The organism is Ralstonia sp. OTU4908 (assembly GCF_038440115.1).
Classification (GTDB): domain Bacteria; phylum Pseudomonadota; class Gammaproteobacteria; order Burkholderiales; family Burkholderiaceae; genus Ralstonia; species Ralstonia pickettii.
This window is the reverse complement of sequence record NZ_JASATD010000003.1, coordinates 224,002-249,646: the sequence shown is the minus strand read 5'-3', so window position 1 is coordinate 249,646 and position 25,645 is coordinate 224,002. Positions and strand designations below refer to the sequence as shown.

The window sequence follows — 25,645 nt, the reverse complement described above, 5'->3', positions numbered from 1 at the left end:
TGAGGAATTAACGCGTCGCGCGAGCCGAAGCCGGCAATGGCTCCATCTGTTGGGCCTTCGGACGGCGCAGCAGCCGCAGCGCATACCAGGCCAGCACAAGCGCACCGATGGCGAACACGATGTCACCCGGCACACGCAGCCAGACCAGCGTTTCCATCACTTTCGAGTGCACCACTTCCGGCGAGCGGGCGTACCACATGCCCTTGGTGACACTCGCCCAGGCCTGATAGATGCCGGCCGGCAGCAGCGACATGAATACCATCATCGCCAAGCCGATGTTCAGGCCCCAGAACGCGGGCTTGAGCAGGCGATCGGCATGCAGGCTGCGCGCATACAGGCCGCGCAGGCAGAACAGCATCAAGCCGATACCGAGCATGCCGTACACCCCGAATAGCGCGGCGTGCCCGTGGGCGGCCGTCATGTTCAGACCTTGCACGTAGTACAGCGAAGCGGGCGGGTTGATGGCAAAGCCGAGCAGGCCGGCGCCGACGGTGTTCCAGAAGCCCACGGCCACGAAGCACAGCACGGGCCACTTGTATGCATTGAGCCACGGTGTGCCTTGCGTGCGGCGATAGTTCTGCAGCGCTTCGAGCCCGATCAGCGAAAGCGGCACCACTTCCAGCGCAGAGAACACTGCACCCACCGAGATGATCGAGGTCGGTGTCCCCGTGAAGTACAGGTGATGCAGCGTGCCCAGAATGCCGCCGAACAGGAACACGATCGTCTCGGCCACGATGGCGCGGTTGGCGCTGCTGGCGCGAATCAGGCCCAGGCGCGTGAAGATGAGCGCGATGACGGCGGTGGCGAACACTTCAAAGAAGCCCTCGACCCACAGGTGGACGAGCCACCAGCGCCAGTACTCGATCATCGAATAGTGCGTGTGTTGGCCCCACACCAGCGAAGTCGAATAGAACCCGCCGATGCAGGTGGCCGAGAGGAACACCATGGCGATCAGGCCGCGCGATTCCGACGGCGTCTTCAGTGCCGGCCACAGGGCACGGCCCAGCAGCACGACCCAGAACAGCAGGCCGACAAACAGCAAGATTTGCCACACGCGGCCCATGCTGGTGTATTCCAGCCCCTGGTTACCGACCCAGAAGCCGAAGTCTGCACCGCGATGTTGCAGCGTGCCGAGCCAGCCAGTGGCGATGGACCCCACCACGATAAAGATCAGCGCCCAGAACAGCAGGTCAACGCCCAGCTTCTGGAACTTCGGTTCACGCCCCGACAGCAGCGGCGCAATGTACAGGCCCGTGGCCAGCCACGCCGTGGCAATCCATAGCACGCCAAGCTGCGTGTGCACGGTGCGGCTGATCACGTAAGGCAGCACCTGCGCCAGCGGAATCCCGAAGAACGATTCACCTTCCACCGCATAGTGCGCGGTGATGGCGCCCATGCCGATCTGCACAAGCATCAGGCCGATCACGGCAAAGAAGTACTTGCGCGTGGCCTTCATCGACGGCGTGGCCACCACGTTGAGGAACGGATCGGCCGGCAGCGGCGCAGACTCCTCTTCATGCTTGCTGCTGCCGTGCAGCCACAGCATGGCGGCAATACCGCCCAGCAGCAGCACGATGCTGACCATCGACCACACTGCGGCACCACCGGTCATGGTGTTGCCCACCAGCGGTTCATGCGGCCAGTTGCTCGTATACGAGATGTCGGTCTCGCCTGGGCGGTCGGCAGCGGCGGCCCACGACGTCCAGAAGAAGAACGCCGCCAGGGCTTCACGATCGGCCGCCTCCGGCAGCACGCCGGTGGCCATGGCGTATTGATCGCGCAGCGTTGCCAGCGACGGATCGGTGCCGAACAGGGCCTCGAAGTGCTGGGCCACACCGCGGATGGCCTCTGCGCGCTCACGCGACACGGTCAGGATGTCGTGATTTGCGTCGTACGTATTGCGGCGCATTTCCTCCTTCACGCTGGCGTCGACGGCGGCTTGCTGCACGGTCGTCAACGGCGCATCGGTATCGAACTGCTGATGCGCGCGGATGGCTTGCAGCGCTGTGGCTTCACGGTGCAGCCAATCGGCAGACCAGTCAGGTGCAACGTAGCTGCCGTGGCCCCAGACGGTGCCGAGCTGCTGGCCGCCGGCTGCCAGCCAGGCTTCCTGGCCGCGCTGGATCTGCTCACCGGTAAAGAGCACCTCGCCCACAGGGGTGACGACGGCATGCGGAATCGGCGGCGCTGCCAGATAGATCTGCCGGCCCAGATAGCCCAATGCCCCGAACGACAGGATGAAGATCAGGCCGAGCCACCGCCACAGCCTTTGATTGGTTTTCATGACAAGGTTCCTTGCAGGATGCAATCGGAAATTCAGGCGCCACCACCGCAACCACCGCAGCAGTGGCCGGCACTGGCGGCAGACGCCACCTTGGTGATGGCAACGCGCCACGTGCCTGGGCCGCGCTCAAGGTAGTCCCAGGAAAACTGCCCCGGGCGCTCGACTTGAAACTGCGACTGCAGGGGGCGCGGATCGTGATCGTTGATCAGCTCCAGGCTCTGCCCGATGCCGAGTTCCCCAAAGGCGGAGAAGATCAGCGGATGGCGCTCGCGCGGCGCCAGCACGCGGAGGTCGAGCTGGATGGTGGAGGCGGACTGTGTCATGGGGATTCCCTCTGTGGGTGTCGCATCAAAAAGATGCATTAAGGATGCAACTATATTAGTGAGTGAAATCCCCGGTGTTATTGATGTATGTCAGATGCTTGTTTTATGGGTATCTTGAGTCGCAAATCAGGCCACGGCTGGGCTTGCGTGCCACGCGGTGGGGTGGATGTGCCGGTCGGGGCGGGTTTTCGTTTGCGCTGTATCAAAGCCCTAATGGCCGCCGCGGCCTAACGTGGAGCGGACGACACCAGACCGATACACGGGGGAAAAAATGAGCCGTCTTCACACCGTCCGCAGCCTGATGCGCGCGGGCTTGATTTCTGTGGTGCTGGGCGCACTGCTTGCAGGCACTGCGGCCCGCGCCGCCAGCGCCAAGTTACCGGGTGACTTCGGGCCGCCACGCGGGGAGCCGATCCACGCCGTCCTGACGAGTCCACCGCTTGTGCCGCCGCCGGTCAACCGGACCTATCCAGCCAAGGTCATCGTGGAGCTGGAAGTGGTCGAGAAGGAAATGCAGATCTCGGAAGGGGTCAGCTACACCTTCTGGACGTTCGGCGGCACCGTTCCTGGCAGTTTCATCCGCGTGCGGCAGGGCGACACGGTGGAGTTCCACCTCAAGAACCACCCGAGCAGCAAGATGCCGCACAACATCGACCTGCACGGCGTGACCGGGCCGGGTGGCGGCGCAGCATCGAGCTTTACCGCCCCGGGCCATGAATCGCAGTTCACTTTCAAGGCGCTGAACGAGGGCATTTACGTTTACCACTGCGCCACCGCACCCGTGGGCATGCATATCGCCAACGGCATGTACGGCCTGATCCTGGTCGAACCGCCCGAAGGCCTGCCCAAGGTTGATCACGAGTACTACGTCATGCAGGGCGATTTCTACACCGCCGGCAAGTACCGCGAGAAGGGCCTGCAGCCGTTCGACATGGAAAAGGCCATCGACGAACGCCCGAGCTACGTGCTGTTCAACGGTGCGGAAGGCGCGCTCACCGGTGACAAGGCGCTGCACGCCAAGGTGGGCGAAACGGTGCGCATCTTCGTGGGTAACGGCGGGCCCAACCTGGTCTCCAGCTTCCACGTGATCGGCGCCATCTTCGATCAGGTGCGCTACGAGGGCGGCACCAACGTGCAGAAGAACGTGCAGACCACGTTGATCCCGGCGGGTGGCGCGGCGGTTGTGAAGTTCACCGCGCGCGTGCCTGGCAGCTATGTGCTGGTCGACCACTCGATCTTCCGTGCCTTCAACAAGGGCGCCATGGCCATCCTCAAGATCGATGGGGCGGAGAACAAGCTGGTCTATTCCGGCAAGGAACTGGATTCGGTGTACCTGGGCGATCGTGCCGCGCCCAACATGAGCGCCGTCACCAAGGCGACCCAGGCGTCGGTGAGCGGTACGCTGACGGTGCAGGATCAGGTGCAGGCCGGCCGCGCGCTGTTTGCGGGTACCTGTTCGGTATGCCATCAGGGCAATGGCGCCGGGCTGCCGGGCGTGTTTCCGCCGCTTGCCAAGTCGGATTTCCTGGCAGCTGACCCCAAGCGTGCGATGAACATCGTGCTGCATGGCCTGAACGGCAAGATCAAGGTCAATGGCCAGGAATACGACTCCGTCATGCCGCCGATGACACAACTCAATGACGACGAGGTCGCCAACATCCTGACCTACGTGCTCAACAGCTGGGACAACCCCGGCGGCCGCGTGAGCGCAGAAGACGTCAAGAAGGTGCGTGCCCAGCCGGCGCCCGCCAAGGCCGTGGCCGAACATTGAGCGGATCCGCACAACCATGTCCCGCCTGACCTCGCACATTGCTGCCATGTTGATGGCGCTGGCCAGTGCAACCGCACACGGGGCCACCTATGTGCGGTTGCCCGGCGGCGACTTCGACAGCGTGCTGCCTCAGAACGCGCCGGGGCAGCCGCAGCGGGTGCGCATCGAGCCGTTTGAGCTGCGCTCCACGCCCGTCACCATCGGCGAGTTCCAGGCCTTCGTGCAACGCCACGAGGCCTGGCAGCGTGGCCGTGTGCCGCAAGTCTTTGCCGGTAAGGCCTACCTTGCCGACTGGCCCGATGCGACGCACGCCGATGCGCAGGCGTCGCCGCAAGCGCCGGTGACCGGCGTGAGCTGGTTTGCCGCCCGTGCCTATTGCGAAAACGAAGGCGCTCGGCTGCCGACATGGCTGGAATGGGAATCCGCCGCCGCGGCCGACGCCACACGCACAGACGCCCGCGACGACCCGCAATGGGCACAACGCATTCTCGGCTGGTACGAGCGGCCCGCCACGCGTGTGTTGCCACCAGTGGGCGGTCCAGCGGATGTCCATGGCGTGCGCGATATGCACGGTCTGATCTGGGAATGGGTCGACGATTTCAACGCACTGTTCATTGCCGGAGACAGCCGCACCCAGGGCGACCCCGACAAGCAGAAATTCTGCGGCGCCGGTGCCATCAGCATCGTCCGCCGCGACAGCTACGCCGTGCTGATGCGCGTGGCGTTGCTGTCTTCCCTTGAAGGCGCAGACGCCACAGGCAGCCTCGGCTTTCGCTGCGCCCGATCCCTCAATGGAGATCATCCATGATGTTCACGACTTTTATCCGGCGCGCCTTTGTGGTGCTCCTGCTGGCCGGCGCAACAGCCGGTGCCCATGCTGCGGGGCCAGCGCCCTCGGCCTCGCTGTATCAATCCGATGTGGCGCTGACCGACCAGAACGGCCGCGTCTTTCACCTGGCGGATCTGCGCGGCGAGCCGGTGCTGGTGAGCATGTTCTATGCGTCGTGCCAGATGGTCTGCCCGATGATCTTCGAGACCATTCGCGCGACCCTGGCCAAGGGCGGCAAGCCCGCGCACGATGGTGTGCGGGTGCTGATGGTGACGGTCGACCCCGAACGTGATTCCGTTGCGGCGCTCAAGAAGACGGCCAGCGCGCATGGCGCCGACGACCGCTGGCAAGTCGCCCGCGCAAACGCCAGCGGCACGCGCGAGGTGGCGGCGCTGCTGGGCGTACAGTACCGACGCTTGGCAGATGGCGATTTCAACCATTCGAGCACGATCCTGCTGCTGGACGCAGAAGGGCGCATCAACGCGCGCACCAATACGCTGGGCGCGGTCGATCCGAAACTGGTGGATGCGATGCGCAAGCTGGTGGCGGCGCAGCGCTAAGCGCGCCGCGCCGCATGCTTAGGCTTTGGTGTAGGCGACGACCGTCTGCATCTGCTCGCCAAGGCCGTCGATGCCCAGGCGCATGGTATCGCCGGCCTTGAGATAGCGCGGGGGCTTCGCTCCCATGCCGACACCGGGCGGCGTGCCGGTGCAAATGAGGTCGCCCGGGTGCAGCGTCATGAAACGGCTGACGTAGCTCACCAGATGCGCCACGCCAAATACCATGGTGGCGGTGTTGCCCCGCTGCGCACGTTCATCATTGACGTCGAGCCACAGGCCAAGCGCTTGCGGGTCGGGCACTTCGTCACGCGTGACCAGCCACGGCCCGACGGGGCAGAAGGTGTCGCAGCCCTTGCCCTTGTCCCACGTGCCGCCGCGCTCAAGCTGAAACTCGCGCTCGGATACATCGTTCACCACGCAGTAGCCGGCCACATGTGAGAGCGCTGCTTCGCGGGAAACATCGCTCGCCGTCTTGCCGATCACCACACCGAGCTCGACCTCCCAGTCGGTCTTTTCCGAGCCGCGCGGCAGCATGACGGCATCGTTGGGGCCGTTCAGTGCGCTGTTGGCCTTGAGAAAGATGATGGGTTCAGCGGGTGGCGGCAAGCCGGCCTCGGCTGCGTGATCGGCATAGTTCAGGCCGATCGCGATGATTTTGCCGATGCCCGTCCATGGCACACCAAAACGGGCATCCGGCAGCACCGGTAAGCTCGCCATGTCGACGCCTGCGAGTCGCGCGAGGGCGGCATCAGACAACTGCTGCGGCCCCAGCTCGCTGACCACGCCTGACAGGTCGCGCACGCGGCCTTGCGTATCGATCAGGCCCGGACGTTCTGCGCCGGGTGCACCTACGCGTACGAGTTTCATTGCGCTCCTTTCTTGGGGGATTCCTTGGTTGATCGGGTTGTGCGGCTGGCCTCGGCGAGGCTGTTTGCCACGACGCTCAGCACTTCCTTGGCGGTGTTCTCGGAGTGGTGCCGCAGCACTTGTGCAAGGCGCGGGCGCCCTGGCTCGCGAAGGGCGGCCATGATGGCTTCGTGTTCTTCGTGCGATTCCTGCCAGCGCAGCATGTCCGCGTTGGCTGCGCCGCGCGCGCGGTGCACCTTGCTCATCAACGCCGCATAAATGCCGGCCAGTACGGGGTTGGCTGTGCCGTCGATGATGAGTTGATGAATTTCCTGGTTGATGCGGAAGTACTCGGTGCGCCGGCCTGCTGCGTGCGCGTCGAGCATCGCCTGGTGCCTGCGTTCCAGGCGCGCCAGAGCCACCTCGGACAGACGGGCCGCCGCCAGTTCTCCTGCCGTGAATTCCAGCCCATGCAGCGTTTCGAAGGTCGCGCGCAGTTCATCGAGATCGAGCGGCGCAACGCGGTAGCCGATGTACTGACGATGTAGCACCAGACCCTCGGCCACCAGCACCTTGAGCGCCTCGCGCAGCGGCGTCTTGGAGACATCGAACATTTCACAGAATGCACGCTCGTCGATACGGGCGCCGGGCGGCAATTCGCCTTCTTCGATGAGGGTGCGCAGACGCGAGGCGATTTCGGCCGACATGCCGAGCGTACGCAGGCGAGGGGATTGGAGCAGCGGTTGGGTCACAGACGTCACCAGAATGGGGAAGATGCACCACAAAAGGCTATCACACACCGATATTGTGCTTTTTACGTTCAATAAAATCAATAACTTACAGATGTTGTAATTACAGATTACGTATCCTATACTCAGCCACGTTGCGCAACACAAACCAATCAAATCGACTCAGGAGGTCGTTTCGGTGGGCGAAGGCGGGAGGATCGGCGTCAAGACCGGCCTCCAAGCCCGCTTCTCGAAAGGGCTTTCCGAGCTACCAGGAGACACGCGTAATGGAAACCGCAAGCCAGGCCCCGGCCATGGCGCTAACGGAGACGAAGAGCTCTGTGCGCTGGAAGATTTTCTTGATGATGTTGATGCTGATTTCCATCAACTACGTCGACCGCGCATCGTTGTCAGTCGCGATGCCGCTGATCGCGAAGGAATTCAACATCGGCCCCGCGGTGCAAGGCTTACTGCTGAGTTCGTTCTTTCTGACGTATGCGCTCATGCAGATCCCAGGCGGCATGCTCGCCGACCGGTTCGGCCCGCGTGTGGTGATTGCCGGTGCCACGCTGGGCTGGGGCTTCTTCCAATCCATCGCGGCCCTGTGTACCGGTTGGGTGCCGCTGCTGGTCACGCGTCTTGGCCTGGGTGCGGCTGAGGCACCCATCTACCCCGCCGGGGGCAAGCTCAACGCCATCTGGATGACACAGAACGAACGCGGCCGCGGTGCCACGCTGCTCGACGGCGGTGCGCCGCTGGGCGCGGCACTGGGCGCGCTCATCATCGCCGGGCTGATCGCCGAGTTCAATTCGTGGCGCACGTCGTTCGTGGTGGCCGGTATCGGCACGATGGTGGCAGGCCTCTTCGCGTGGTGGTACATCCGCAACCACCCGCGCGAGCATCCGTCCGTCAATGATGCTGAAGCCTCCTACATTGAAGAGGCACACGCAGCCGACCAGGCTGCCGAGCCCGCCGCCTTGAGCGGCAACGTGCTGGACTTCTTCAAGTACCGCTCAGTGTGGGGCATGTTCTTCGGCTGGATGTGCTTCAACGCATTGTTCTACGGTCTGCTGACCTGGATGCCGACCTATCTGTCGAAGGTGCACGGGCTGGACATCAAGGAGATGGGCGGCGCCGTGTTCACCATGTTCTTCTCCGGCTTTGTGGGCGAGATGGTGGGCGGCTGGATTGCGGACAAGTGGATGGCCGCCGGCGCATCGCGAGCCCGGGTGCTGCGCACGCTGTTTGGCATCGCTTCGGTACTGGCAACGATCGCCATTTACACGGTGGCGCGCTTCAAGGATCCGGTCGTCGTCGTGGCACTGTTGTCGACCACGCTGTTCTTCCTGCGCTGGTGCGGTCTGTTCTGGTGCATTCCGTCGATCCTGGGTACGCGCAAGCGTGTCGGTTTCCTGGGCGGCACGATGAACCTGGGCGGCAACTTCGCAGGGGTCGGCATGCCGATCATCGTCGGCCTGATCGTGCAGGCGACCGGTTCGTACGACATGGCGCTGATGCTGTTTGCAGCCGCCGGTGCGGGTCTGTTCATCTGTTCGACGCTGCTGATCGACTACAGCAAGAAGCTGCCGGTCTAAGGTGCGATGCACTCACGTAGGCCGATGCCATCTACGCCTGCGGCGCGGCGTTTGCTTCTGACTTCCGGCGACAAGCTGAGACCCGACTCATCAACATAACAAGCAAGCCCCGATGCCCGCTGCTGCGCGTGCCGGGGCCTACAAACCACGAAGAAGATTCCCATGACAAAACGCATCAAGCTCGGCATGCTCACGCCATCATCCAACACGGCGCTGGAACCCATTACCAGCGCCATGGTGAGCGGCCTGCCCAACGTCAGCGCGCATTTCTCGCGCTTTACCGTGACGGAAATCTCGCTGCGCGACCAGGCGCTGGGGCAGTTCGACCTGGAAAATATCCTGAACGCCGCCAAGCTGCTGGCCGATGCGCACGTCGACGTGATCGCCTGGAACGGCACGTCGTCCGGCTGGCTCGGCTTTGAGAAGGACGAGGCGCTGTGCCGCCAGATCACGGAAGCCACCGGCATTCCGGCCACCACCTCGGTGCTGGCGCTCAACGAGATTCTGGCCAAGACCGGCGCACGCGATTTCGCCCTCGTGACGCCGTACCTGGATGACGTGCAGCAGCGCATCGTGCAGAACTACGCGCGCCACGGTTTCAAGTGCGTGGCCGAGCGTCATCTGGACTTGCACGTCAACCACAGCTTTGCCGACGTGGAAGAAGACACGATCCGTACCCTGGTGCGCGAAGTGGCCCAGCAAAAGCCGGCCGCCATCACCACGTTCTGCACGAACCTGCGGGCCGCGCATCTGGTTGAAGCGCTGGAAGCGGAAACGGGCATCCCGGTGTACGACACCATCTCGACCGTCGTGTGGAAATCGCTGCGGCTGGCGGGTGTCGACACGCGCGAGTTGCACGGCTGGGGCCGCCTGTTCGCGGACGTTGCTTAACGGAATGAGGGAGCGCGAAGCATGTCCACGGAACTCGACCTGGTGATTCGCAACGCGGATGTGGTCACCGCATCCGACCGCTTTACCTGCGACATCGGGGTGCGCGATGGCCGCATCGCCGTGCTCGGTCACGGCTTGCCGCGCGGCGGGCGGGAGCTGGATGCCAGTGGCCTGCTGGCGCTGCCCGGCGGCGTCGATGGTCATTGCCACCTCGATCAGCCCATGCCTGACGGCATGCGCATGGCCGACGACTTCTTCACCGGCACGCGCGCGGCCATCTGCGGCGGCACGACAACGGTGATCCCGTTTGCGGCACAGGAGAAGGGCGGCTCGCTGAAAGCGGCGGTGGCCGACTATCACCGCCGTGCCGAGGGCCGGGCGGTAGCCGACTATGGCTTCCATCTGATCGTGGCCGACCCCACGCCCGAGGTGCTCAAGCACGAACTGCCGGAGCTGATCCACCAGGGCTACACCTCGTTCAAGGTCTACATGACGTATGACGACCTGAAGCTGTCCGACCGCGAAATGCTGGACGTGCTTGACGTGGCCAAGCAAAACAACGCGCTGGTGATGGTGCATGCGGAAAACGCCGACTGCATTTCGTGGCTGACGGAGAAGCTGGTGGGCGAAGGCCGCATCTCGCCGCGCTTCCACGGCCTGTCGCGCCCGGCTGCCGTCGAGCGTGAAGCCACGCACCGCGCCATCACCTTTGCCGAGCTGGTGGACGTGCCGATCCTGATCGTGCATGTCTCCGGCAAGGAAGCCATCGAGCAGATTCGCTGGGCGCAAAGCCGCGGCCTGCAGATTTTGGCCGAGACGTGCCCGCAGTACCTCTACCTGACCGCTGAAGACATGGGCCTGCACGGTGACGATGGCTACGAAGGTGCCAAGTGCGTCTGCAGCCCGCCACCGCGCGATCCGGAAAACCAGGCGGCTGTTTGGCGCGCGCTGGCAGGGGGCGTGTTCAGCGTGTTCTCTTCCGACCACGCTCCGTTCAACTATGACGACCCGGAGGGCAAGAAGCTGGGGGGGAAGGCGCAACCGTTCGACCATATTCCGAACGGCGTGCCTGGCATCGAAACGCGGTTGCCGCTGCTGTTCGATGGCATCGCGCGCGGCAAGCTGTCGCTGCATCAGTTTGTGGAACTGACGTCGTATCGCCCGGCACGGCTGTACGGTCTGTACCCGCGCAAGGGCACCATTGCCGTGGGTGCCGATGCCGACATCACGCTGTGGGATCCGGAGCGGCGCGTGCGCATCACCAACGATGCGTTGCATCACGCGGTCGACTACACGCCCTATGAAGGCATTGAAGTGACGGGCTGGCCAGTGCATTGCTTCTCGCGCGGCGAGATGCTGGTCGAAAACGGCAAGTACCTCGAACCGGCACCCGGGCGGGGGCAGTTCCTGCCGGCGGGCGCGCCGTCGCTGGTCTGACGTTTCTGGTTTGATTCTCAGGGTTTCATCATGCGTATTCTGGTCGTCAATCCCAACATCTCCGAGAGCGTGACGGAGTTGATCCTTGCGGAGGCGCGTCGCTCCGTTTCACCCGGCACCACGCTCACGATGGCGACAGCGCCATTTGGCGTGGCCTATATCGAAACGCGCTTCGAAGCACTGGTGGGCGGTTATGCCACCGCGTGCGTCGTTGCCGAGCACGCCGGCCAGTTCGACGGCGTGGTGGTGGCGGCGTTTGGGGACCCCGGCCTGGCCGGCATCAAGGAACTCTGCAATGTGCCGGTGGTGGGCATGACCGAGGCGGCACTGGCCAGCGCCTGCCTGTTGGGTCAGCGCTTTTCCATCATCGCCATTTCGAACCGCATCCAGGCGTGGTACCGCGAGTGCGTGGCCGCCAATGGGCTGTCGTCGCGGCTGGCGAGCGTGCGCTCCTTGCAGCAGCCGCTACGCGACATCGGCAGCGTGCAGGAAGACCACGCGGCACGTCTTGAGGAACTCAGCGTGCAAGCGGTGCGTGAAGATGGCGCGGACGTGATCATCGTGGCCGGCGCGCCGCTCGCCGGTCTGGCCCGTACACTCAAGGACCGCATTCCGGTGCCGGTCGTGGACGGCGTCTCCAGCGCCATCCGCCACTGCGAGAGCCTGATTGCGCTTGCGCCAAACGGTGCAGCGGAAGGCAGCTTTGCGCGTCCGCCGCACAAGCCAAACCGCGGGTTGCCTCCTGCGCTGGCTGCCATGCTGGCCTAGGTGGCGTGTCTGGCCGGTACGAAGGGCGGGCGCTGTAACTGAGGCGCTCCGGGCTGTGGTGAGGGGTGCGCCCCGCTCATGGCCGGCATTACCGCAGCGGCCATGCCGGCCGTGGTGACGCTGCTGGCCCTGACGCGCGGATGACCTCAAGGGTTGCTTCGGCGCTGTAAGCCGGAAGCGTCGTGGGCTCGATGGCTCAGAGGCGCACCATAACCAGCATCGCCTGCACAAACGCCTGCGGTGCCCAGCCGGATCTGGAGCGCGCCATGGCCAGGAAGATTAGCGCCAAGGTGACGACGCTGCCGACAAGCCATGTGCCGTAGCAGTCGCGGCCACGGGATGTGGCCAAGGTGATTCTTGAGGCAGGCCCATGGTCGCGCGCCACCTCCGCCACACGCACTGCCAGCGCTGGATAGCGCCAATGGCTATACGTCGGGAAGAGGTGATGCATGCCGCAGCGTAATGATCCTGTCTTGTTGTGCCGCGATTCCAGCGGGTCTGGTCTGCTCCGCCGGATGAAGATTCGTTAATAAAGGTGGCGTCTTCAGGCGCCGTAGCTGCGCAGCCGATCGAGGTCGACGACCGTCACGCCGCCGTATTCGAGCCGGACCACACCGTCCTTCTCCAGGGCCTTGAGCGATTGGTTGGCAACTTGGCGCGTCATGCCGGAAAGCAGGCCGAGTTCTTCCTGCGTGATCTCCAGGTGATCGCCCGCGCCCGGGTAGAGCACCGGGTTGAACAGCGACGCAATGCAACGCGCCAGGCGCGGCGTCACATCTAGCAGGCGGTCGTATTCCAGCAGAGCCATGAAGTGCCCGAGCCGCTCGTTGAGCTGCTTGACCAGGAAGCGGTTGAACGCCACGCTGTTTTCCACCAGCCACATGAAGGTGGCACGGTCCATGAAGGCCATGCGCGTATCGCGCAGCGCAACGATGTCGTAGCGGCGCGGCTCGTTCTTGAGCACGGTGCCCTCGCCGAACCAACCGCCGGCCGGCACGCCCGTAAACGTGACGCTGCGCCCCTCGGGCGACACCGTGCCGATCTTGATGAGACCCGTAACCACGCCCGTCCAGCTTTCCAGCAACGTGTTTTTTGGGCAGATGCAGGCGCCGCGCGCATAGGTTTTCTCAACGATGCCGGCGCACGCGCGGTCCGCTTCGTCCGGGTGCAGATCGATCGACCACGCCGCGATATGCGCCAGCCGCGCGCGGCTGATGCCGGGGCGCGAGCTGGGCTCGTGCTCAGCCACGTTGAATGCCCACCGGCAACGTGCTCACGCGCTGCACTTCGGGCGTGGAGAGCCAGTCGGCGCGCAAGCTTTGCAGGAACATGGCGGTCGCATCTTCACCCCAGAACAGCTCGCCGTCGTGCACCAGCGTGGGCACCCCGAACACGCCGAGGGCGATGGCCGCATCGGTGTGCGCACGCAGCGCATCTTTCACGGCGGGTTGTTCGACGGCGGCCGCGCCCTCTGCAAAGCCCACCGCCTCGCACAGCGCGGCAAAACCTTCTGGCGATGCCACATCGTTGCCGTCGCGCCAGATATGCCGGAACACCGCCCGCACGGCATCGAGCGAGCCGCCCATTGCAATCGTCAGCCGCAGCGCCTTGATCGGGTTGAACGGGTGGGCGGGCGGCATGCGAAACGGAATGCCGAGCTGCTGCGCGCGAAACAGCGCATGCCGGTACGTGAACACGCGCTTGGCTCCGATCTCCGCCGGGCCTTTCTGCCCCCAGTGATGCAGGATCGCGCCAAGCACGAGCGGCCGGGGGCGGATGACGATGTCGTTGGCCTGCCGCAGCGCATCGAACTGTTCGAGCTGCAGGTAGGCAAACGGCGAGATGACATCGAAGAACCAATCGACGGTGGCGGGCATGCAGTCTCCTCAGGCGGCGCGCATCTGCAGCAGCGGCGCCAGCGTGAAGGGCGCTGCCGTCATGGCGCGAATGTCATCGAGTGTCGCATGCGAGAGGATTTCACGCAGCACCAGCCCGGCGTCGGTCACGTCGAATACGGCGTGCTCCGTGACGATGACTTTCACGCAGCGCCGGCCTGTGAGCGGCAGCGTGCAGCGCGGCAGGATCTTGGAGTTGCCGTGTTTGTCGGTGTGCGCCAGCGCGGCAATCACCTTGCGTGTGCCGTAGCAGAGGTCCATCGCCCCGCCAATGCCGGGCCACCATTTGCCGTTGCGATCGCATGCCCAGTTGGCGAGGTTGCCCAGCGCATCCACTTGCAACGCGCCGAGGATCGTCACGTCGATGTAGCCATTGCGCATCGCACCGAGCGACGTAGCAAGGTCCATGAGCGCCGCGCCGGGCATCAGGGTGATGGGTTCGCAACCGGCGTTGGTGAAGTCGCTGTCGATGGCGTCCAGCGGCGGGCGTCCGCCAAAGCCGAAGGCGCCGTTTTCGGTATGGAAGATGACGTCGGCATTGGCGTCCAGGTAGTTGGCCGTGAGCGTGGGGATCCCCAGGCCCAGGTTGACGACTTCGCCGGCGCGCAGTTCCAGCGCGCAGCGGGCGGCAATGCGTTGCTTGGGCGTTTCGGGCAGGGCTTGCATGGCGGTCTCCTCGTTGTGGGTCTGACGATCACGCTTCGGCGGCGGGCAGGCGGCCGAGCTTCGTCCAGTGGTGCCTGTAGAGCGCATGCTGGTCATCCAGCGACAGCCCTTGCACCACCGCATTGACGAACACACCCGGGCAGCCCACGCGCTCGGGCGGAATCGTGCCCACTTCGACGATTTCGTTCACCTCGACGATGGTGTAGTCGCCGGCCATGGCGATGTCGCGCTGGTTCTGCAGTGCCGTGCCGCGAAACTCCACGTTGCCGAAGGTATCGGCGCGCCAGCCCTTGATGATCGACACGTCGGCGCGCAGCGGCGGCTCCACGAAGCACGTCGTGCCGTCGACGGTGAGCGTCTGCTTGGGGGCGCCGCGCTTGGGAAACATCCCGGGCTGGTCGAGGATGCCCACCCCCACCGGCACGAGGGCGCCGCCCAGGCCCAGCGCGCCGGCGCGCACTTTTTCTGCCCAGGTGCCCATCGGAAAGAACTCGGCCACGCGCACGGAGTCGGTCAGGTAAGCCTGCGTCGATTCGTCCGTCGTGCCGACGTGCGTGCCGATGAACTCGGCCAGTTGGCCCGAGCTGAACAGCCGGGCTTTGAGAAAACCGCCGCGCAGGCCCGGCGTGTTGGTGATGAGCGTCAGTTGCCCGATGCCGCTGGCGAGCAGCGCCTCGATGCAGCAGGCCGGCTCGCCGGCACCCACGAATTCACCAAGCATCAGGCGGCTGCCGCTGCGGACGTGGGCGATGGCCTCGTCCACGGAAAGGACTTTGTTGGCGTAGCGCATGTGTCGTCTCCTTGGGGCCGCCCGGGGCGAGCGGGTCTGCGGCGCAGTGTAGGAGCGGGGTTTGCGGCGCGATGTCTTCTGCATGACATTTGCTTCGTAAGGTTTCGCAAAGGGCAATCCTTATAGTTGTGACGCAACGTGAATAAATCCGCGCCGCCGTTGTCGCACCAGGGCCGGCCCGGCCCCTTTCCCTGCTTTTCCGCCCTCCCGTTTTTGAACCCGCCCCTTTCCACGAACGCATGCACGTAGACACCCCGCTCATCTCTACCATCATCGGTGGCATCGTGCTGGCCTTCATCTTCGGCACCATCGCGCAGCGCCTGCGCCTGCCGCCGCTGGTCGGCTATCTGATGGCGGGTGTGGTGGCGGGGCCGTTCACGCCCGGTTTCGTGGCCGACCAAAGCCTCGCGCCGCAACTGGCCGAGCTGGGCGTGATCCTCCTGATGTTCGGGGTGGGGTTGCATTTCTCGATGAAGGAGCTGCTAGCGGTCAAGGCCATCGCCATTCCGGGTGCCATCGGGCAGATTGCGTTGGCCACGCTCATGGGCATGGGCCTGGCGTGGCTGCTTGGGTGGGATTGGGGCCCGGGGCTGGTGTTCGGGCTGGCGCTGTCGGTGGCGAGCACGGTGGTGCTGCTCAAGGCGCTGGAGGATCGCGGCATCGACAACTCGCACGAAGGCCATATCGCCGTGGGCTGGCTGATCGTGGAAGACCTCGTGATGGTGGTGACGCTGGTGCTGCTGCCGGCCTTGGCCGGTGCGCTGGGCGGCGCAGGCAGCACAGCGGTCGGCGCATGGGACATCATCAAGGTGCTGGCGGTCACGCTCTCGAAGGTGGTGGCGTTTGCCGCGCTGATGCTGGTGGTGGGCCGCCGCGTGATCCCCTGGATGCTGGAACGCATTGTCATGACGGGCAGCCGGGAGCTGTTCCGCCTCGGTGTGCTGGCCACGGCGCTGGGCGTCGCTTATGGGGCGACGGTGCTGTTTGGCGTGTCGTTCGCGCTCGGCGCGTTCTTTGCGGGCATGGTGCTGGCCGAGTCCGAATTCAGCCAGCGCGCGGCGGAAGAATCGCTGCCCTTGCGCGACGCATTTGCGGTGCTGTTCTTCGTGTCGGTGGGCATGCTGTTCGACCCCAGCGTGCTGATTGAAGACCCCTGGGCGGTGCTCGGCACGGTGCTGATCGTGGTGGTCGGCAAGTCGCTGGCCGCGTTTGCGGTGGTGCGTGCGTTTGGTCACGGCAACCGCACGGCGCTCACGATTTCTGCCAGCCTTGCGCAGATCGGCGAGTTTTCGTTCATTCTGATTGGGCTGGGGATCAGCTTGGAAATCCTGCCTGACCGTGCACGGGGGCTGCTGTTGGCGGCGGCGATTTTGTCGATCCTGCTGAACCCGCTGATGTTTGCCCTGATCAACCGCCTCAAGCGCGAGGTGGCCCCCGAGCCGGCAACGGCGGATTGAGCATCAGGGCTGTCCTGAACCGTTTTGCCCCTAAGGAGCGTTCATGAGCAATCTGACCATCGGAGTCATTGTCGGGAGCCTGCGCAAGGCGTCGTTCAATCGCCAGCTCGCGCAGGCGCTGGCAGGCTTGCTGCCTTCCGGCGCGACGGCGCAGTTCATCGAAATTGGGGAGCTGCCGCTCTACAACCAGGATCTGGATGCCAGCCTGCCCGAGCCGGTGCAGCGCTTCAAGGCGGCGGTGGCAGGCGTGGATGCCCTGTTATTCGTCACGCCGGAATACAACCGCGGCATGCCGGGCGTGCTGAAGAACGCGATTGACTGGGGTTCTCGGCCGTACGGCCAGAGTGTGTGGGGCGGCAAGCCGGCAGGCATTGCGGGTGCATCGCCAGGCGCAATTGGCACGGCACTGTCGCAGGCGCAATTGCGCAATGTGCTCGCGGCGGTCGGCGTGAAGATCCTACCGTTGCCGGAGGTGTTCTTCCACTTTGCGGGGGAGCCCTTTGATGCCCAGGGCGGGGTGACGGATGCGCGTACGCGCCAGTTCTTGCAGGGGTTTGTTGACCGATTCGTCGAGTGGGCGGGGCAGAAGCCGGCCTGACGAATCGATCAACTGGGGTGTTCAGGGCCGCGCGGGGAAGGGGTTCCCGCTCGGCCGTTTTGCCCGATGCCTTAGGGCAGGGCGTTAAGCCAGGAAAGCGGCGGCGCTGATGAGCCAGCCTGCTGCCACGCAGCTCGCGATCCAGGCGGCCATGACGGCGCCAATATCCAACCATTTCATCATTGTTCTCCTTACAACACTTGCATTGCTTGTTCAGGCAATCGATGTCTGAACAACTGTCACGAAGTGTAGGTGTTGCAATGCGGAAGAACAATACGGCGTCGCGTGAACAGACTGTTCCAAGAGTAACAACAGATTTCAGTCCTTGCGTGGACTGGCCTGCGCTTGGGAGCGGGCGCCGTTGCCAGCGCTACTCTTGTTGTTGCGTTGCAACAATTACAGCAGAGGCTCGGCGGCTATTTCGTGTGGAAGGTAGCGGCGACCAGGTCGGCAAAGCGCGCTTCTTCGGCAAATTCCACCGGTTCGCTGCCGCTTGCGGTGCCGAATATGCGCAGGAGATAAACCGCACCGTTACCAAAGAAAGCATACCCGCGCACGACGACCGTTCGGGCGGCGGACGTGCTCCATTCGCCTTCCCAGTAGAGGACCCGGCGCCCGGCAAGCACCTGCAATGCCGGGGCCTTGCCGCGCACGAGGCGGGCGGCCCAGGCCGGGCGATCGCCATGCACGCGTGATTCCATGTGGTTGAGCAGGATGGCCAGATCCCGTGGCCGCAGGGTTTCGAGGTAATCGGGCGTGCCTTTGTCGAAATCGGATTTGCGCACCGTGACCAGCGCGAAGCTCTCCGGCGCCACGGTTTGCTGTGCAAACACGAGCCGTGACGGACCGAACGGCGAGTTGATGGTCGCCGCAATGGACGGAATGGGCGTTTCGCTGGTCAGCCGCAATGGGCCCCACGTGCGCGGCAATGCGAGGCTCGCACTGGCGTCGACGCGCTGCGTGACCGGGTAGGCGAATTTCGGCGCCGCCCCGGTCAGGCTCCACGGAGCCATGCCGGCAAAGGTGATCCATACGGCTGCGCATATGTATCGGACGCAGCGGCCCCAGCGGCGATACCACTCTGTAATAAACGGCGCCACTCGCGGGCTCCTGGCAGAAAAGATGGCGGACGATTCCGTGGGCGTGTGCATACCCCTGCACAGCAATACGTATGCCCGCGCCTCTACGTGGCGCTGTCTTCCCCCGCCACCAACATATCGATTCGCATGCAGGTGCGCTAGCGGCGTGTGGCGGGGCATCGAACGGTTTAATCCGGCCGGAGGTGTGTTGATGTGGCTCTATCGGCATGCCCATCCATGGCTCTTTTCATAGGGCCAGAAAGTTAGGTAGGGTGAGAGGTCCTTGTTGCTTTCGGTGCGGGTTCCACGCATGACTACGCTCAACGCTTATCAGCAACCCATCGGCGCGCCGATGTCCGGCTGGTCGGCCCGGCCGCTGCCGCCGCATACGCCGCTCGCCGGCCGCTACTGCCGGCTGGAGCCGCTTGACGCCGCCCGTCACGCCGACGCGCTCTTCGATGCGTTCCGCCAGGCCCAGGACGACCGCGTCTGGACATACATGGTGGAGGGCCCATTTACCGATATCGCCGCACACCGCGCCTATATCGAGCGCATTGCGGCGAAGCGAGATCCGCTGCAGTACGCGGTGATCGACGCGCGCAATGATCGGCCGGTCGGCACGCTGGCGCTGATGCGCATCACGCCAGAACACGGCGTGGTGGAAGTGGGGGCGGTTACGTTCTCGCCGCTGCTGCAACGCACGCCGGCATCGACGGAAGCGCAATTCCTGCTGATGAAGCACGTCTTTGAAGACCTCGGCTATCGGCGCTACGAGTGGAAGTGCGACAGCCTGAACGCGCCGTCGCGGCAGACTGCGCAGCGGCTGGGCTTTCAGTTCGAAGGTATCTTCCGCCAGGCGGTGGTCTACAAGGGCCGCAGCCGCGATACCGCGTGGTTTTCCATCATCGATGCCGATTGGCCGCAGGCGCGGGCCGCATTCGAGCAATGGCTGTCGCCTGAGAACTTTGATGAAGATGGGCGCCAGCGCGCGTCGCTGGCTGCGTTGCGTTCAGCCTGAAGGGCCTTGCTAGGAACCGGGCGCGGACGTATCGGCGTACATGCCGCGCAGCGCCAGCGCGCGTTCGGCTTCCGGCAGCGCCAGGATGGAGCGGGAAAAGCCGATCAGCGCCTGGCAGCGCTCGGCCGGCGGCGTGGAGTGCCGCAGCGCGGGGACGGTCAGCACGCGCTGTTGAGCCGGCGGAAGCGCAGCCACGGCCAGTTGCGGCACCGGCAGGCTTTGCGCGCGCGTGACAACCGGCGCGTGGTCCGGGTCGGCAGCCTGCATCAGGTCGGAGAACAACGTCTGCTCGCGCGTGACGAGCGTGCGCGGCAGACGCGCGGCAGCGGCGCTTGCCCCAGGCGTGCCATCCAGATAAGCGACGCAGGCTTCAGGGCTCACCCGCTGCAGGGCCTGCGCCTGCTCAAGCGTGAGTTGGGCGTTGGCAAAGAGCAATGCATTTGGCGCAGTCGGAATCAGTGCGCGATACAGCTTGCCTGTCTGCTCGCGTAGCAGCGTCATGGCCTGCGCATCGGTCACGTTGCGCTGCAGCTCTGGCCACAGCGTGTCGATCAACCGGCTGAAGTGCGCCGGGTATTTACGCTCCAACGCTGCGTACAGCGGCGCGCTGCGCAGCTCTGCGGCCAGCGCTTCGCGGGTATTCAACTGCGTGGCCATGGTTGCGTATTCGCCACCGGGCGACGCGCGCGTGACGACATGGTCGGCCAGCAGTTCCTGCGCGGTGGGAAACCACATCTGGTCGAACGGTGTGTCCTGGACGCGGCGCACAAAGGCATCGGGCAACCCGGCATCTGAATAGGCACGCCAAAGTTCGCTGTCGGTGGCGCCGGGGCTCTGGTCGTGCTCGGCGCCAACCGCGCGCGGGCGGTGGAAGCCGAGTCGCGCGCCAGGTGCGGCGGCGCGGTCTTCGCCTGCCAGGAAGGCGATCGTGCAGGCCGAGGCGCAGGCCCGCTCAACATACGTGCGCAGATGATGTCGGCGGATGACGTCTGCCACCAGCGTCCCTTCGCGCAGCCACCCGCCTTCGGAGCGGAGCACCACGGCGGTGGCGTTTGGCGCCTTGCGCAGCGCGGCCTCCAGCGCATCGGCGGCGCCATCGTTGATGCCGCCGCTGAACAGGATGGCGCGGCCATCCCGTTGCGGTATCACCGCAAATGGCGACGCGGCTTGTTCACCCAGTGCGGTGCGCAGATGCGCGCTCAGGCGGGGCCCATCGTTGACGACGCGCGAGCTGGTGCCGACAGCGCCCAGCACGATCATCACCTTGGCGATCAGCGGCCATGGGTTCGACAGGCCGGCATGCCGGTTGCGCGCTTGCTCCCGGTCGGCCGCGCGCCAGGTGCCCACCACCGCCCAGATCCAGAGCGCCAATCCCATCACGTAAATCACGAGCAGCGCGGAGGACGCAGCGCGCGCGGGCGCGTTATGCGCCAGCGCGTGCGTGACGCCGGCGCTGAGCGCCACCACGCCAAATTGCATCAGCGCGGTATGCAGCCAATACGAGCGGGCGAGGCTGTAATCGCCGCGCCAGTGACGCGCAAAGAAATTACGCGATGGCGTGCGTTCCGGATGCGGATCGGTGGGGGCGGTCGGAGGCAGGGCGGCGTCGCTGGCGGCGGAGGTCATGCGTGTTCTCGATGCCGCACACAGGATGGCGGCGCGGCGATTGTCGCTGTCCGCACCGCAAGCTGGCGTCCCCCCGATGGGAGGGGGTGATAAGCGAGGCGGTCAGGCGAGGGCAACGGCGTCATCGCGAAAAGAGCCGCTGCCGCGCTGCGCCCGTCAAGCCCTGACGGAAACCAGCGGCGGCTTGGCCGGCGTGATGGCCTCTGCGCTGGCGGGGTGGGCAGACTGTGCCGCCTGCGCCTGCGCTGCCTCGCGGGTGTGCTGACGGGTGTCGCTTACGGTGGACGAACTGGTGACCTTGTCTGTCGTGCGGGCCTTGGCGGCCGCATCGGTATTGGCTGTGCCCGAGGCGTTCTTGGAGGCGTTGTGGCGGTTCTCCAGCCGCGTCTCCGCTTGCTCGAGGCCGTTCTGCGCCTGAAGGCGCGCGATCTGCGCCTGCACGATCTGGATCTGCTGGCTGAGCAACTGGGCCTGCTCGCGTGCCTGATCGGGCGGCAGATTTTGCGCAGGCAGATCCTGCATCGACTTCTGCAGGTTCTTGAGTTGACGCTGCAGGCGCTCGATGTCAACGGCCGAGGTGCTCCCGCTGCCCGATGCGCCGGCGGTCGCTGTAGAAACGGAAGGGGAGGAAAGTTGCATGGCCATCTCGCTGATCAGTACGCCTTTCATCGGATGGCGGGCGGAAAACTTTAGCCTCCAGGCTAATAAGTCTGGCGAGTCTTGAATCTTATTGTTCTGTCAGAAAGAACATTATTTCTTCAGAAAGAACAATTTATGGCGTGTAAGGTGTACGAATGCCGCCTGCGTCTCGGGTTTGTTAGGCGTTTACGGGTTTACGCCCGTTAACTGCGTCGCCGATGGTCTGTAAAATAGAACAAAATTCCATCAAACGGAACGCACGGAATCATGCGCGTTCAAGGAGACGCCCATGCTTTCCTCCCCTCCGGCCGCCAGCGGCCGACTCCACGCCGGGTTGCCGGCGGTCCAGCTTAATCAGGTTTCGGTGCGGTTCGGCAGCTTCACGGCGGTGCAGGGCGTCGACCTGTCGATTGGTGAAGGCGAATTCGTGGCCGTGGTGGGCCCGACGGGTTGCGGCAAGAGCACGCTGCTGAATGCCGTGACCGGGCTGCTCAAGCCGGCCGGCGGCAGCGTCACGGTGTTTGGCGAGCCGCTGACCGGGCTCAACGGCAATGCCGGTTTCATGATGCAGCAGGATTCGCTGCTGCCCTGGAAGACGGCGCTCGACAACGTCGCGCTCGGCCTGGTGTTCCAGGGCATGCCGGTGGACGAGGCCCGCGAGCGCGCCCGTCCGTGGATGAAGAAGGTCGGTTTGGCGGGCTTCGAAGCACGCTATCCGCATCAGCTCTCGGGCGGGCAGAAGAAGCGCATCAGCATGGCGCAGACGCTGATCCTCTCGCCCAAGATCGTGCTGATGGACGAGCCGTTCTCGGCGCTCGATGTGCACACGCGCCACCTCATGCAGAGCGAGCTGCTGCGGCTGTGGCAGGAAGACCGCAAATCGCTGCTGTTCATTACGCACGACCTGGAAGAGGCCATCGCCTTGGCCGACCGCGTGGTCGTCATGTCCGCCGGGCCTGCGAGCCATCCGGTTGGCGATGTGGAAATCACGCTGCCGCGCCCGCGTAACGTCTCTGAAATCAACATGTCCGACGCGTTCATCCGCCTGTATCGCGAGATCTGGTCGATCCTCGGCACCGAAGTGGAGAAGAGCCATGCCGTCCAGCACTAACACGATGCCTGCCGTGGGCCCGCAGCGCGCCGGTCTCGCGCACAAGACCAAGATCCGCCTGTTCCAGCTGGCCGTGGTGGTGGTGATGTTCGGCGCGTGGGAAGGCTTTGGCCGCTCTGGCGTGGTCGACCCGTTCTATTTCTCGATGCCGTCGTCGATCGTCGCGCGCATCTGGGAGTGGTTTACCGGCGGCGACATCTACACGCACCTCGCCATCACCCTGGCCGAGACGATTCTCTCGTTCGGCATCGGCACGCTGCTCGGCATCAGCCTCGGGTTGTGGCTCGGCTTGTCCAAGCTGGCCGCCGAGGTGCTCGACCCGTTCATCAAGGTCTTCAACGCGATCCCGCGCATCCTGCTCGCGCCCATCTTCGTGATGTGGTTCGGGCTGGGGCTCACCTCCAAGGTGGCGCTGGGCGCGACGATGGTGCTGTTCATCACGTTCTTCAATACGTACCAGGGCGTGCGCGAGGTCAACCCCGTCATCCTGGCCAACGCGCGCCTGCTCAAGGCCAGCCGCATCAGCCTGCTGCGCCACGTGTATGTGCCGTCCGCCACGAGCTGGATTCTCTCCAGCCTGCGTGCCTCCGTCGGCATGGCCGTGATGGGCGCGATCGTGGCGGAGTACCTCGGTTCATCGGCCGGCCTCGGCCACCTGATCGCGCAGGCCGAAGGCGTGTTCGATGCCACCGGCGTGTTCTCGGGGATCGTCGTGCTGTCGGCCTTCGTGATTGCGCTGGACCGCAGCGTCGATGCGCTCGAAGGCAAGTTGCTGGTGTGGCGCCCGAAGGCTGATCCCGAGACCAGCGCCTGACCCCCGATACCTATAACGATGATGGAGACAACCATGAAGCGATGGATTTCGGCCCTGCTGTGTGCGGTCGTCTGTACGGCAGCCAACGCCGCCGAGCCGGAAAAGAAGGACGTGAGCCTGTCGGTCGGCTCGATGATCCTGAACTACATGCCGGTGCCGCTTACGCAGTCGCTGGGCAACTTTCAGAAGGAAGGGCTCAACGTGAAGGTGGAGAACTTCCAGGCCGGCGGCAGCAAGGCGCTGCAGGCGCTGATTGCCGGCTCGACCGATGCGGTGGTGGGCTTCTATGACCACACCATCCACATTCAGGCGCAGGGCAAGGACATTGTGTCTGTGGCGCTGCTCAACGTTACGCCAGGCATCGTGCTGGCCGTGCGGCCCGACCTGGATATCAAGAGCGGCAAGGATCTGAAGGGCAAGAAGATCGGCATCACCGCGCCGGGTTCGTCCACCGATCTGTTCGCCCGCTATTACGCCATCAAGAGCGGGCTGCAGGTGAACGACGTGTCGTACATCGCCGTGGGGTCTGGTGCGCCGGGCATGGTGGCGCTCGATCGCAAGGAGATCGATGCGCTGGTGAACTTCGACCCCGTGGCGAGCCTGCTGGAGAAGCGCCGCGCCGCCAAGTTCCTCGTCGATACGCGCACCGATGCCGGCTCCAACGCCGTGTTCGGCGGCCGCTACCCGACCGCCACGCTGTATGTCACGCGCGACTTCATGACGAAGAATCCCGAGACGGTGCAGCGTCTGGTGAACGCTTTCATCCGCACGCTCAAGTGGATCGACGCCAGCACGCCCGAGACCATTGCCGACAAGATGCCCAAGGAGCAGCAGGTGGGTGGCCGTGATGTGTTTGTCGATGCGCTGCGCCACTCCAAGCCGATTTTTTCGAAGGACGGCCTGATGACCGATGCCGATGCCAAGGTGGCCCTGACGGTGCTTTCCAGCTACGACGAAAAGATCCGCAACGCCAAGATCGACTTGAGTAAAACGTACACTAACCGCTTCGTCGACCAAGCCCTGAAGACGGTCAAGTGAACCGTCTCGCCCAACACGCCATGACCGCAGAGCGCCAAACCACCCAGAACGAGATCACGCCCGCCGCCAATGAGGGCGATGCCGCCACGCCGGGGCAGTCGGGTGTAGCCGCGCTGGACCGGGCGTTCTCGATCCTGTTTGCGTTCCGTCCAGGCGATTACGCGCTGACGCTGGCCGAGCTGGCCGCGCGCACCGGGCTCTACAAGAGCACGATCCTGCGGCTGGCCGGCTCGCTCATCCAGCATCGCATGCTGTTTCGCCTGGAAGACGGCCGCTACCAGATCGGGGCCGCACCGTTGATGCTCGGCGCGCTCTACCAGCGCAGCATGCGCCTGGGCGACGTGGTGCTGCCGCACATGCGCGCGCTGGCCGAGGCCACGGGTGAGGCGGTGTCGCTCTACATCCGCGAGCGCGATGTGCGTGTGTGCCTGCACCGCGTAGATTCGAACCATTCGATCCGCGATCACGTGCGCGAGGGCGATGTGCTGCCGCTGGAGCGCGGGTCGGGCGGGCGCGTGCTGTGCGCGTTCTCGGGCATGCAAGGCGCCACGTACGACGCCATCCGGCGCGATCACTACTACGTGTCGATCGGTGAGCGCGATCGGGAAACGGTGGGCTTGTCCGTGCCGGTGTTTGGCGTGCAGCAGGCGCTGCGGGGTGCGCTGTGCCTTGCAGGCCCTGCGTCGCGCATCGACGGGGCGTTGCTGCAATCGTGGCGCGTGCCGGTGCTGGAGCACGCCGCGCAAATCACGTCCACGCTGGGTGGCGACCCCGCGCCGCTGCGTCTCGCTGCCCAATTGATCTCTAAAACCTAGGCTCCGCCAACGCGCCCAACCTCCTGAGCGGGGCGAGGGGCGGAGCCGACTGTGTAGCAGGAGTTGT

General features: G+C 64.7%; 26 protein-coding genes. 14 read left to right on the top strand and 12 right to left on the bottom strand.

Translation table 11 applies throughout. The features are described 5' to 3' along the window. Positions 1-7 precede the first annotated feature (7 nt). Together AAHM38_RS04670 and AAHM38_RS04665 are read right to left on the bottom strand one after the other, a co-directional pair. Complete coding sequence (locus AAHM38_RS04670; RefSeq protein WP_116575293.1) at positions 8-2,284, bottom strand: nitric-oxide reductase large subunit; 2,277 nt, start codon at positions 2,282-2,284, stop codon at positions 8-10. Positions 2,285-2,316: 32 nt separating this feature from the next. Continuing rightward, positions 2,317-2,607 (bottom strand): DUF2249 domain-containing protein, encoded by a 291-nt coding sequence (locus AAHM38_RS04665; protein WP_004627827.1) that lies wholly within the window; start codon positions 2,605-2,607, stop codon positions 2,317-2,319. A 271-nt stretch (positions 2,608-2,878) separates the two neighbouring features. Between AAHM38_RS04665 and nirK the strand changes: the two genes are divergently transcribed. Genes nirK through AAHM38_RS04650 form a run of 3 tightly spaced genes read left to right on the top strand, consistent with a single transcriptional unit; the run spans position 2,879 to position 5,767 of the window. Next, positions 2,879-4,378 carry a copper-containing nitrite reductase gene (gene nirK / locus AAHM38_RS04660; RefSeq protein ID WP_009240432.1) on the top strand — a complete coding sequence of 500 codons (1,500 nt, stop codon included), beginning with the start codon at positions 2,879-2,881 and terminating at the stop codon, positions 4,376-4,378. Positions 4,379-4,394: 16 nt separating this feature from the next. Beyond that, the gene (locus AAHM38_RS04655) at positions 4,395-5,186 is read left to right on the top strand and encodes a formylglycine-generating enzyme family protein (protein WP_103519220.1); all 792 of its coding nucleotides are present in this window, start codon (positions 4,395-4,397) and stop codon (positions 5,184-5,186) included. Then, positions 5,183-5,767 carry an SCO family protein gene (locus tag AAHM38_RS04650; RefSeq protein WP_004627821.1) on the top strand — a complete coding sequence of 195 codons (585 nt, stop codon included), beginning with the start codon at positions 5,183-5,185 and terminating at the stop codon, positions 5,765-5,767. The genes AAHM38_RS04655 and AAHM38_RS04650 overlap by 4 nt, the downstream gene beginning before the upstream one ends. A gap of 18 nt (positions 5,768-5,785) precedes the next feature. Here AAHM38_RS04650 and AAHM38_RS04645 read toward each other — a convergent pair whose 3' ends face one another. Both AAHM38_RS04645 and AAHM38_RS04640 read right to left on the bottom strand, forming a co-directional pair. Continuing rightward, positions 5,786-6,634 carry a fumarylacetoacetate hydrolase family protein gene (locus AAHM38_RS04645; RefSeq protein WP_004627818.1) on the bottom strand — a complete coding sequence of 283 codons (849 nt, stop codon included), beginning with the start codon at positions 6,632-6,634 and terminating at the stop codon, positions 5,786-5,788. Next, positions 6,631-7,413, bottom strand: coding sequence for a GntR family transcriptional regulator (locus tag AAHM38_RS04640; protein WP_009240434.1), 783 nt, complete (start codon positions 7,411-7,413; stop codon positions 6,631-6,633). The genes AAHM38_RS04645 and AAHM38_RS04640 overlap by 4 nt, the downstream gene beginning before the upstream one ends. Positions 7,414-7,628: 215 nt before the next feature. Between AAHM38_RS04640 and AAHM38_RS04635 the strand changes: the two genes are divergently transcribed. The 4 genes from AAHM38_RS04635 (at position 7,629) to AAHM38_RS04620 (ending at position 12,032) form a co-directional block, all read left to right on the top strand. Beyond that, positions 7,629-8,936 carry an MFS transporter gene (locus AAHM38_RS04635; RefSeq protein ID WP_103519218.1) on the top strand — a complete coding sequence of 436 codons (1,308 nt, stop codon included), beginning with the start codon at positions 7,629-7,631 and terminating at the stop codon, positions 8,934-8,936. 162 nt (positions 8,937-9,098) lie between these two features. Beyond that, the gene (locus AAHM38_RS04630; RefSeq protein WP_116575292.1) at positions 9,099-9,827 is read left to right on the top strand and encodes a maleate cis-trans isomerase family protein; all 729 of its coding nucleotides are present in this window, start codon (positions 9,099-9,101) and stop codon (positions 9,825-9,827) included. A 21-nt stretch (positions 9,828-9,848) separates the two neighbouring features. Continuing rightward, positions 9,849-11,264 (top strand): dihydropyrimidinase, encoded by a 1,416-nt coding sequence (gene hydA, locus AAHM38_RS04625; RefSeq protein WP_116575291.1) that lies wholly within the window; start codon positions 9,849-9,851, stop codon positions 11,262-11,264. Positions 11,265-11,294: 30 nt separating this feature from the next. Further along, positions 11,295-12,032, top strand: coding sequence for an aspartate/glutamate racemase family protein (locus AAHM38_RS04620; RefSeq protein ID WP_039375101.1), 738 nt, complete (start codon positions 11,295-11,297; stop codon positions 12,030-12,032). A gap of 196 nt (positions 12,033-12,228) precedes the next feature. Here the strand turns inward: AAHM38_RS04620 and AAHM38_RS04615 are convergent, their stop codons facing one another. The 5 genes from AAHM38_RS04615 to AAHM38_RS04595 all read right to left on the bottom strand — a co-directional run bounded on the left by AAHM38_RS04615 (position 12,229) and on the right by AAHM38_RS04595 (position 15,383). Then, complete coding sequence (locus tag AAHM38_RS04615) at positions 12,229-12,483, bottom strand: hypothetical protein (RefSeq protein WP_009240439.1); 255 nt, start codon at positions 12,481-12,483, stop codon at positions 12,229-12,231. Positions 12,484-12,576: 93 nt separating this feature from the next. Then, positions 12,577-13,281 (bottom strand): Crp/Fnr family transcriptional regulator, encoded by a 705-nt coding sequence (locus tag AAHM38_RS04610; protein ID WP_009240440.1) that lies wholly within the window; start codon positions 13,279-13,281, stop codon positions 12,577-12,579. Continuing rightward, positions 13,274-13,909, bottom strand: a complete 636-nt coding sequence (locus AAHM38_RS04605; protein ID WP_116575290.1) for a 2-hydroxychromene-2-carboxylate isomerase — start codon at positions 13,907-13,909, stop codon at positions 13,274-13,276. Before AAHM38_RS04605 ends, AAHM38_RS04610 begins: the two co-directional genes overlap by 8 nt. Positions 13,910-13,918: 9 nt before the next feature. Further along, positions 13,919-14,593 (bottom strand): 3-oxoacid CoA-transferase subunit B, encoded by a 675-nt coding sequence (locus tag AAHM38_RS04600; protein ID WP_116575289.1) that lies wholly within the window; start codon positions 14,591-14,593, stop codon positions 13,919-13,921. A 28-nt stretch (positions 14,594-14,621) separates the two neighbouring features. Further along, entirely contained in the window at positions 14,622-15,383 is a 762-nt protein-coding gene (locus AAHM38_RS04595) for a CoA transferase subunit A (RefSeq protein WP_009240443.1), read from the bottom strand. Positions 15,384-15,622: 239 nt separating this feature from the next. Between AAHM38_RS04595 and AAHM38_RS04590 the strand changes: the two genes are divergently transcribed. Next, entirely contained in the window at positions 15,623-16,840 is a 1,218-nt protein-coding gene (locus AAHM38_RS04590; protein WP_116575288.1) for a cation:proton antiporter domain-containing protein, read from the top strand. Between the two features lie 43 nt (positions 16,841-16,883). Continuing rightward, positions 16,884-17,438, top strand: a complete 555-nt coding sequence (locus AAHM38_RS04585; protein ID WP_116575287.1) for an NADPH-dependent FMN reductase — start codon at positions 16,884-16,886, stop codon at positions 17,436-17,438. A 416-nt stretch (positions 17,439-17,854) separates the two neighbouring features. On the opposite strand, the gene AAHM38_RS04580 is transcribed toward AAHM38_RS04585, so the two are convergent. Next, complete coding sequence (locus AAHM38_RS04580; protein ID WP_257019769.1) at positions 17,855-18,451, bottom strand: hypothetical protein; 597 nt, start codon at positions 18,449-18,451, stop codon at positions 17,855-17,857. A gap of 376 nt (positions 18,452-18,827) precedes the next feature. On the opposite strand from AAHM38_RS04580, the gene AAHM38_RS04575 reads away from it, so the two are divergent. After that, positions 18,828-19,535 carry a GNAT family N-acetyltransferase gene (locus tag AAHM38_RS04575; RefSeq protein ID WP_103519209.1) on the top strand — a complete coding sequence of 236 codons (708 nt, stop codon included), beginning with the start codon at positions 18,828-18,830 and terminating at the stop codon, positions 19,533-19,535. A gap of 9 nt (positions 19,536-19,544) precedes the next feature. On the opposite strand, the gene AAHM38_RS04570 is transcribed toward AAHM38_RS04575, so the two are convergent. Together AAHM38_RS04570 and AAHM38_RS04565 are read right to left on the bottom strand one after the other, a co-directional pair. Then, positions 19,545-21,161 (bottom strand): COG3904 family protein, encoded by a 1,617-nt coding sequence (locus tag AAHM38_RS04570; protein WP_116575285.1) that lies wholly within the window; start codon positions 21,159-21,161, stop codon positions 19,545-19,547. A 156-nt stretch (positions 21,162-21,317) separates the two neighbouring features. After that, positions 21,318-21,830, bottom strand: coding sequence for a FlxA-like family protein (locus AAHM38_RS04565; protein ID WP_103519207.1), 513 nt, complete (start codon positions 21,828-21,830; stop codon positions 21,318-21,320). A 259-nt stretch (positions 21,831-22,089) separates the two neighbouring features. Here AAHM38_RS04565 and AAHM38_RS04560 point away from each other — a divergent pair, with 259 nt between their 5' ends. From AAHM38_RS04560 to AAHM38_RS04545, 4 genes are read left to right on the top strand one after another with little or no spacing between them, the layout of a single operon-like run. Further along, positions 22,090-22,911: an ABC transporter ATP-binding protein gene (locus tag AAHM38_RS04560; RefSeq protein WP_103519206.1), complete on the top strand. Its 822-nt coding sequence runs from the start codon at positions 22,090-22,092 to the stop codon at positions 22,909-22,911. Next, positions 22,895-23,725: an ABC transporter permease gene (locus AAHM38_RS04555; protein WP_009240452.1), complete on the top strand. Its 831-nt coding sequence runs from the start codon at positions 22,895-22,897 to the stop codon at positions 23,723-23,725. The genes AAHM38_RS04560 and AAHM38_RS04555 overlap by 17 nt, the downstream gene beginning before the upstream one ends. Positions 23,726-23,758: 33 nt before the next feature. Further along, on the top strand, positions 23,759-24,763 hold the full coding sequence (locus tag AAHM38_RS04550) for an ABC transporter substrate-binding protein (protein WP_116575284.1): 1,005 nt from the start codon (positions 23,759-23,761) through the stop codon (positions 24,761-24,763). A 20-nt stretch (positions 24,764-24,783) separates the two neighbouring features. After that, on the top strand, positions 24,784-25,578 hold the full coding sequence (locus AAHM38_RS04545) for an IclR family transcriptional regulator (RefSeq protein ID WP_009240454.1): 795 nt from the start codon (positions 24,784-24,786) through the stop codon (positions 25,576-25,578). The last annotated feature ends 67 nt before the right edge of the window (positions 25,579-25,645 follow it).

Coding starts and splice junctions, on each gene's coding strand:
- AAHM38_RS04670 (WP_116575293.1), bottom strand. CDS start 2,284: ATGAAAACCAATCAAAGGCTGTGGCGGTGGCTCGGCCTGATCTTCATC.
- AAHM38_RS04665 (WP_004627827.1), bottom strand. CDS start 2,607: ATGACACAGTCCGCCTCCACCATCCAGCTCGACCTCCGCGTGCTGGCG.
- nirK (WP_009240432.1), top strand. CDS start 2,879: ATGAGCCGTCTTCACACCGTCCGCAGCCTGATGCGCGCGGGCTTGATT.
- AAHM38_RS04655 (WP_103519220.1), top strand. CDS start 4,395: ATGTCCCGCCTGACCTCGCACATTGCTGCCATGTTGATGGCGCTGGCC.
- AAHM38_RS04650 (WP_004627821.1), top strand. CDS start 5,183: ATGATGTTCACGACTTTTATCCGGCGCGCCTTTGTGGTGCTCCTGCTG.
- AAHM38_RS04645 (WP_004627818.1), bottom strand. CDS start 6,634: ATGAAACTCGTACGCGTAGGTGCACCCGGCGCAGAACGTCCGGGCCTG.
- AAHM38_RS04635 (WP_103519218.1), top strand. CDS start 7,629: ATGGAAACCGCAAGCCAGGCCCCGGCCATGGCGCTAACGGAGACGAAG.
- AAHM38_RS04630 (WP_116575292.1), top strand. CDS start 9,099: ATGACAAAACGCATCAAGCTCGGCATGCTCACGCCATCATCCAACACG.
- hydA (WP_116575291.1), top strand. CDS start 9,849: ATGTCCACGGAACTCGACCTGGTGATTCGCAACGCGGATGTGGTCACC.
- AAHM38_RS04620 (WP_039375101.1), top strand. CDS start 11,295: ATGCGTATTCTGGTCGTCAATCCCAACATCTCCGAGAGCGTGACGGAG.
- AAHM38_RS04615 (WP_009240439.1), bottom strand. CDS start 12,483: ATGCATCACCTCTTCCCGACGTATAGCCATTGGCGCTATCCAGCGCTG.
- AAHM38_RS04605 (WP_116575290.1), bottom strand. CDS start 13,909: ATGCCCGCCACCGTCGATTGGTTCTTCGATGTCATCTCGCCGTTTGCC.
- AAHM38_RS04600 (WP_116575289.1), bottom strand. CDS start 14,593: ATGCAAGCCCTGCCCGAAACGCCCAAGCAACGCATTGCCGCCCGCTGC.
- AAHM38_RS04595 (WP_009240443.1), bottom strand. CDS start 15,383: ATGCGCTACGCCAACAAAGTCCTTTCCGTGGACGAGGCCATCGCCCAC.
- AAHM38_RS04590 (WP_116575288.1), top strand. CDS start 15,623: ATGCACGTAGACACCCCGCTCATCTCTACCATCATCGGTGGCATCGTG.
- AAHM38_RS04585 (WP_116575287.1), top strand. CDS start 16,884: ATGAGCAATCTGACCATCGGAGTCATTGTCGGGAGCCTGCGCAAGGCG.
- AAHM38_RS04580 (WP_257019769.1), bottom strand. CDS start 18,451: ATGGCTCCGTGGAGCCTGACCGGGGCGGCGCCGAAATTCGCCTACCCG.
- AAHM38_RS04575 (WP_103519209.1), top strand. CDS start 18,828: ATGACTACGCTCAACGCTTATCAGCAACCCATCGGCGCGCCGATGTCC.
- AAHM38_RS04570 (WP_116575285.1), bottom strand. CDS start 21,161: ATGACCTCCGCCGCCAGCGACGCCGCCCTGCCTCCGACCGCCCCCACC.
- AAHM38_RS04565 (WP_103519207.1), bottom strand. CDS start 21,830: ATGAAAGGCGTACTGATCAGCGAGATGGCCATGCAACTTTCCTCCCCT.
- AAHM38_RS04560 (WP_103519206.1), top strand. CDS start 22,090: ATGCTTTCCTCCCCTCCGGCCGCCAGCGGCCGACTCCACGCCGGGTTG.
- AAHM38_RS04555 (WP_009240452.1), top strand. CDS start 22,895: ATGCCGTCCAGCACTAACACGATGCCTGCCGTGGGCCCGCAGCGCGCC.
- AAHM38_RS04550 (WP_116575284.1), top strand. CDS start 23,759: ATGAAGCGATGGATTTCGGCCCTGCTGTGTGCGGTCGTCTGTACGGCA.
- AAHM38_RS04545 (WP_009240454.1), top strand. CDS start 24,784: ATGACCGCAGAGCGCCAAACCACCCAGAACGAGATCACGCCCGCCGCC.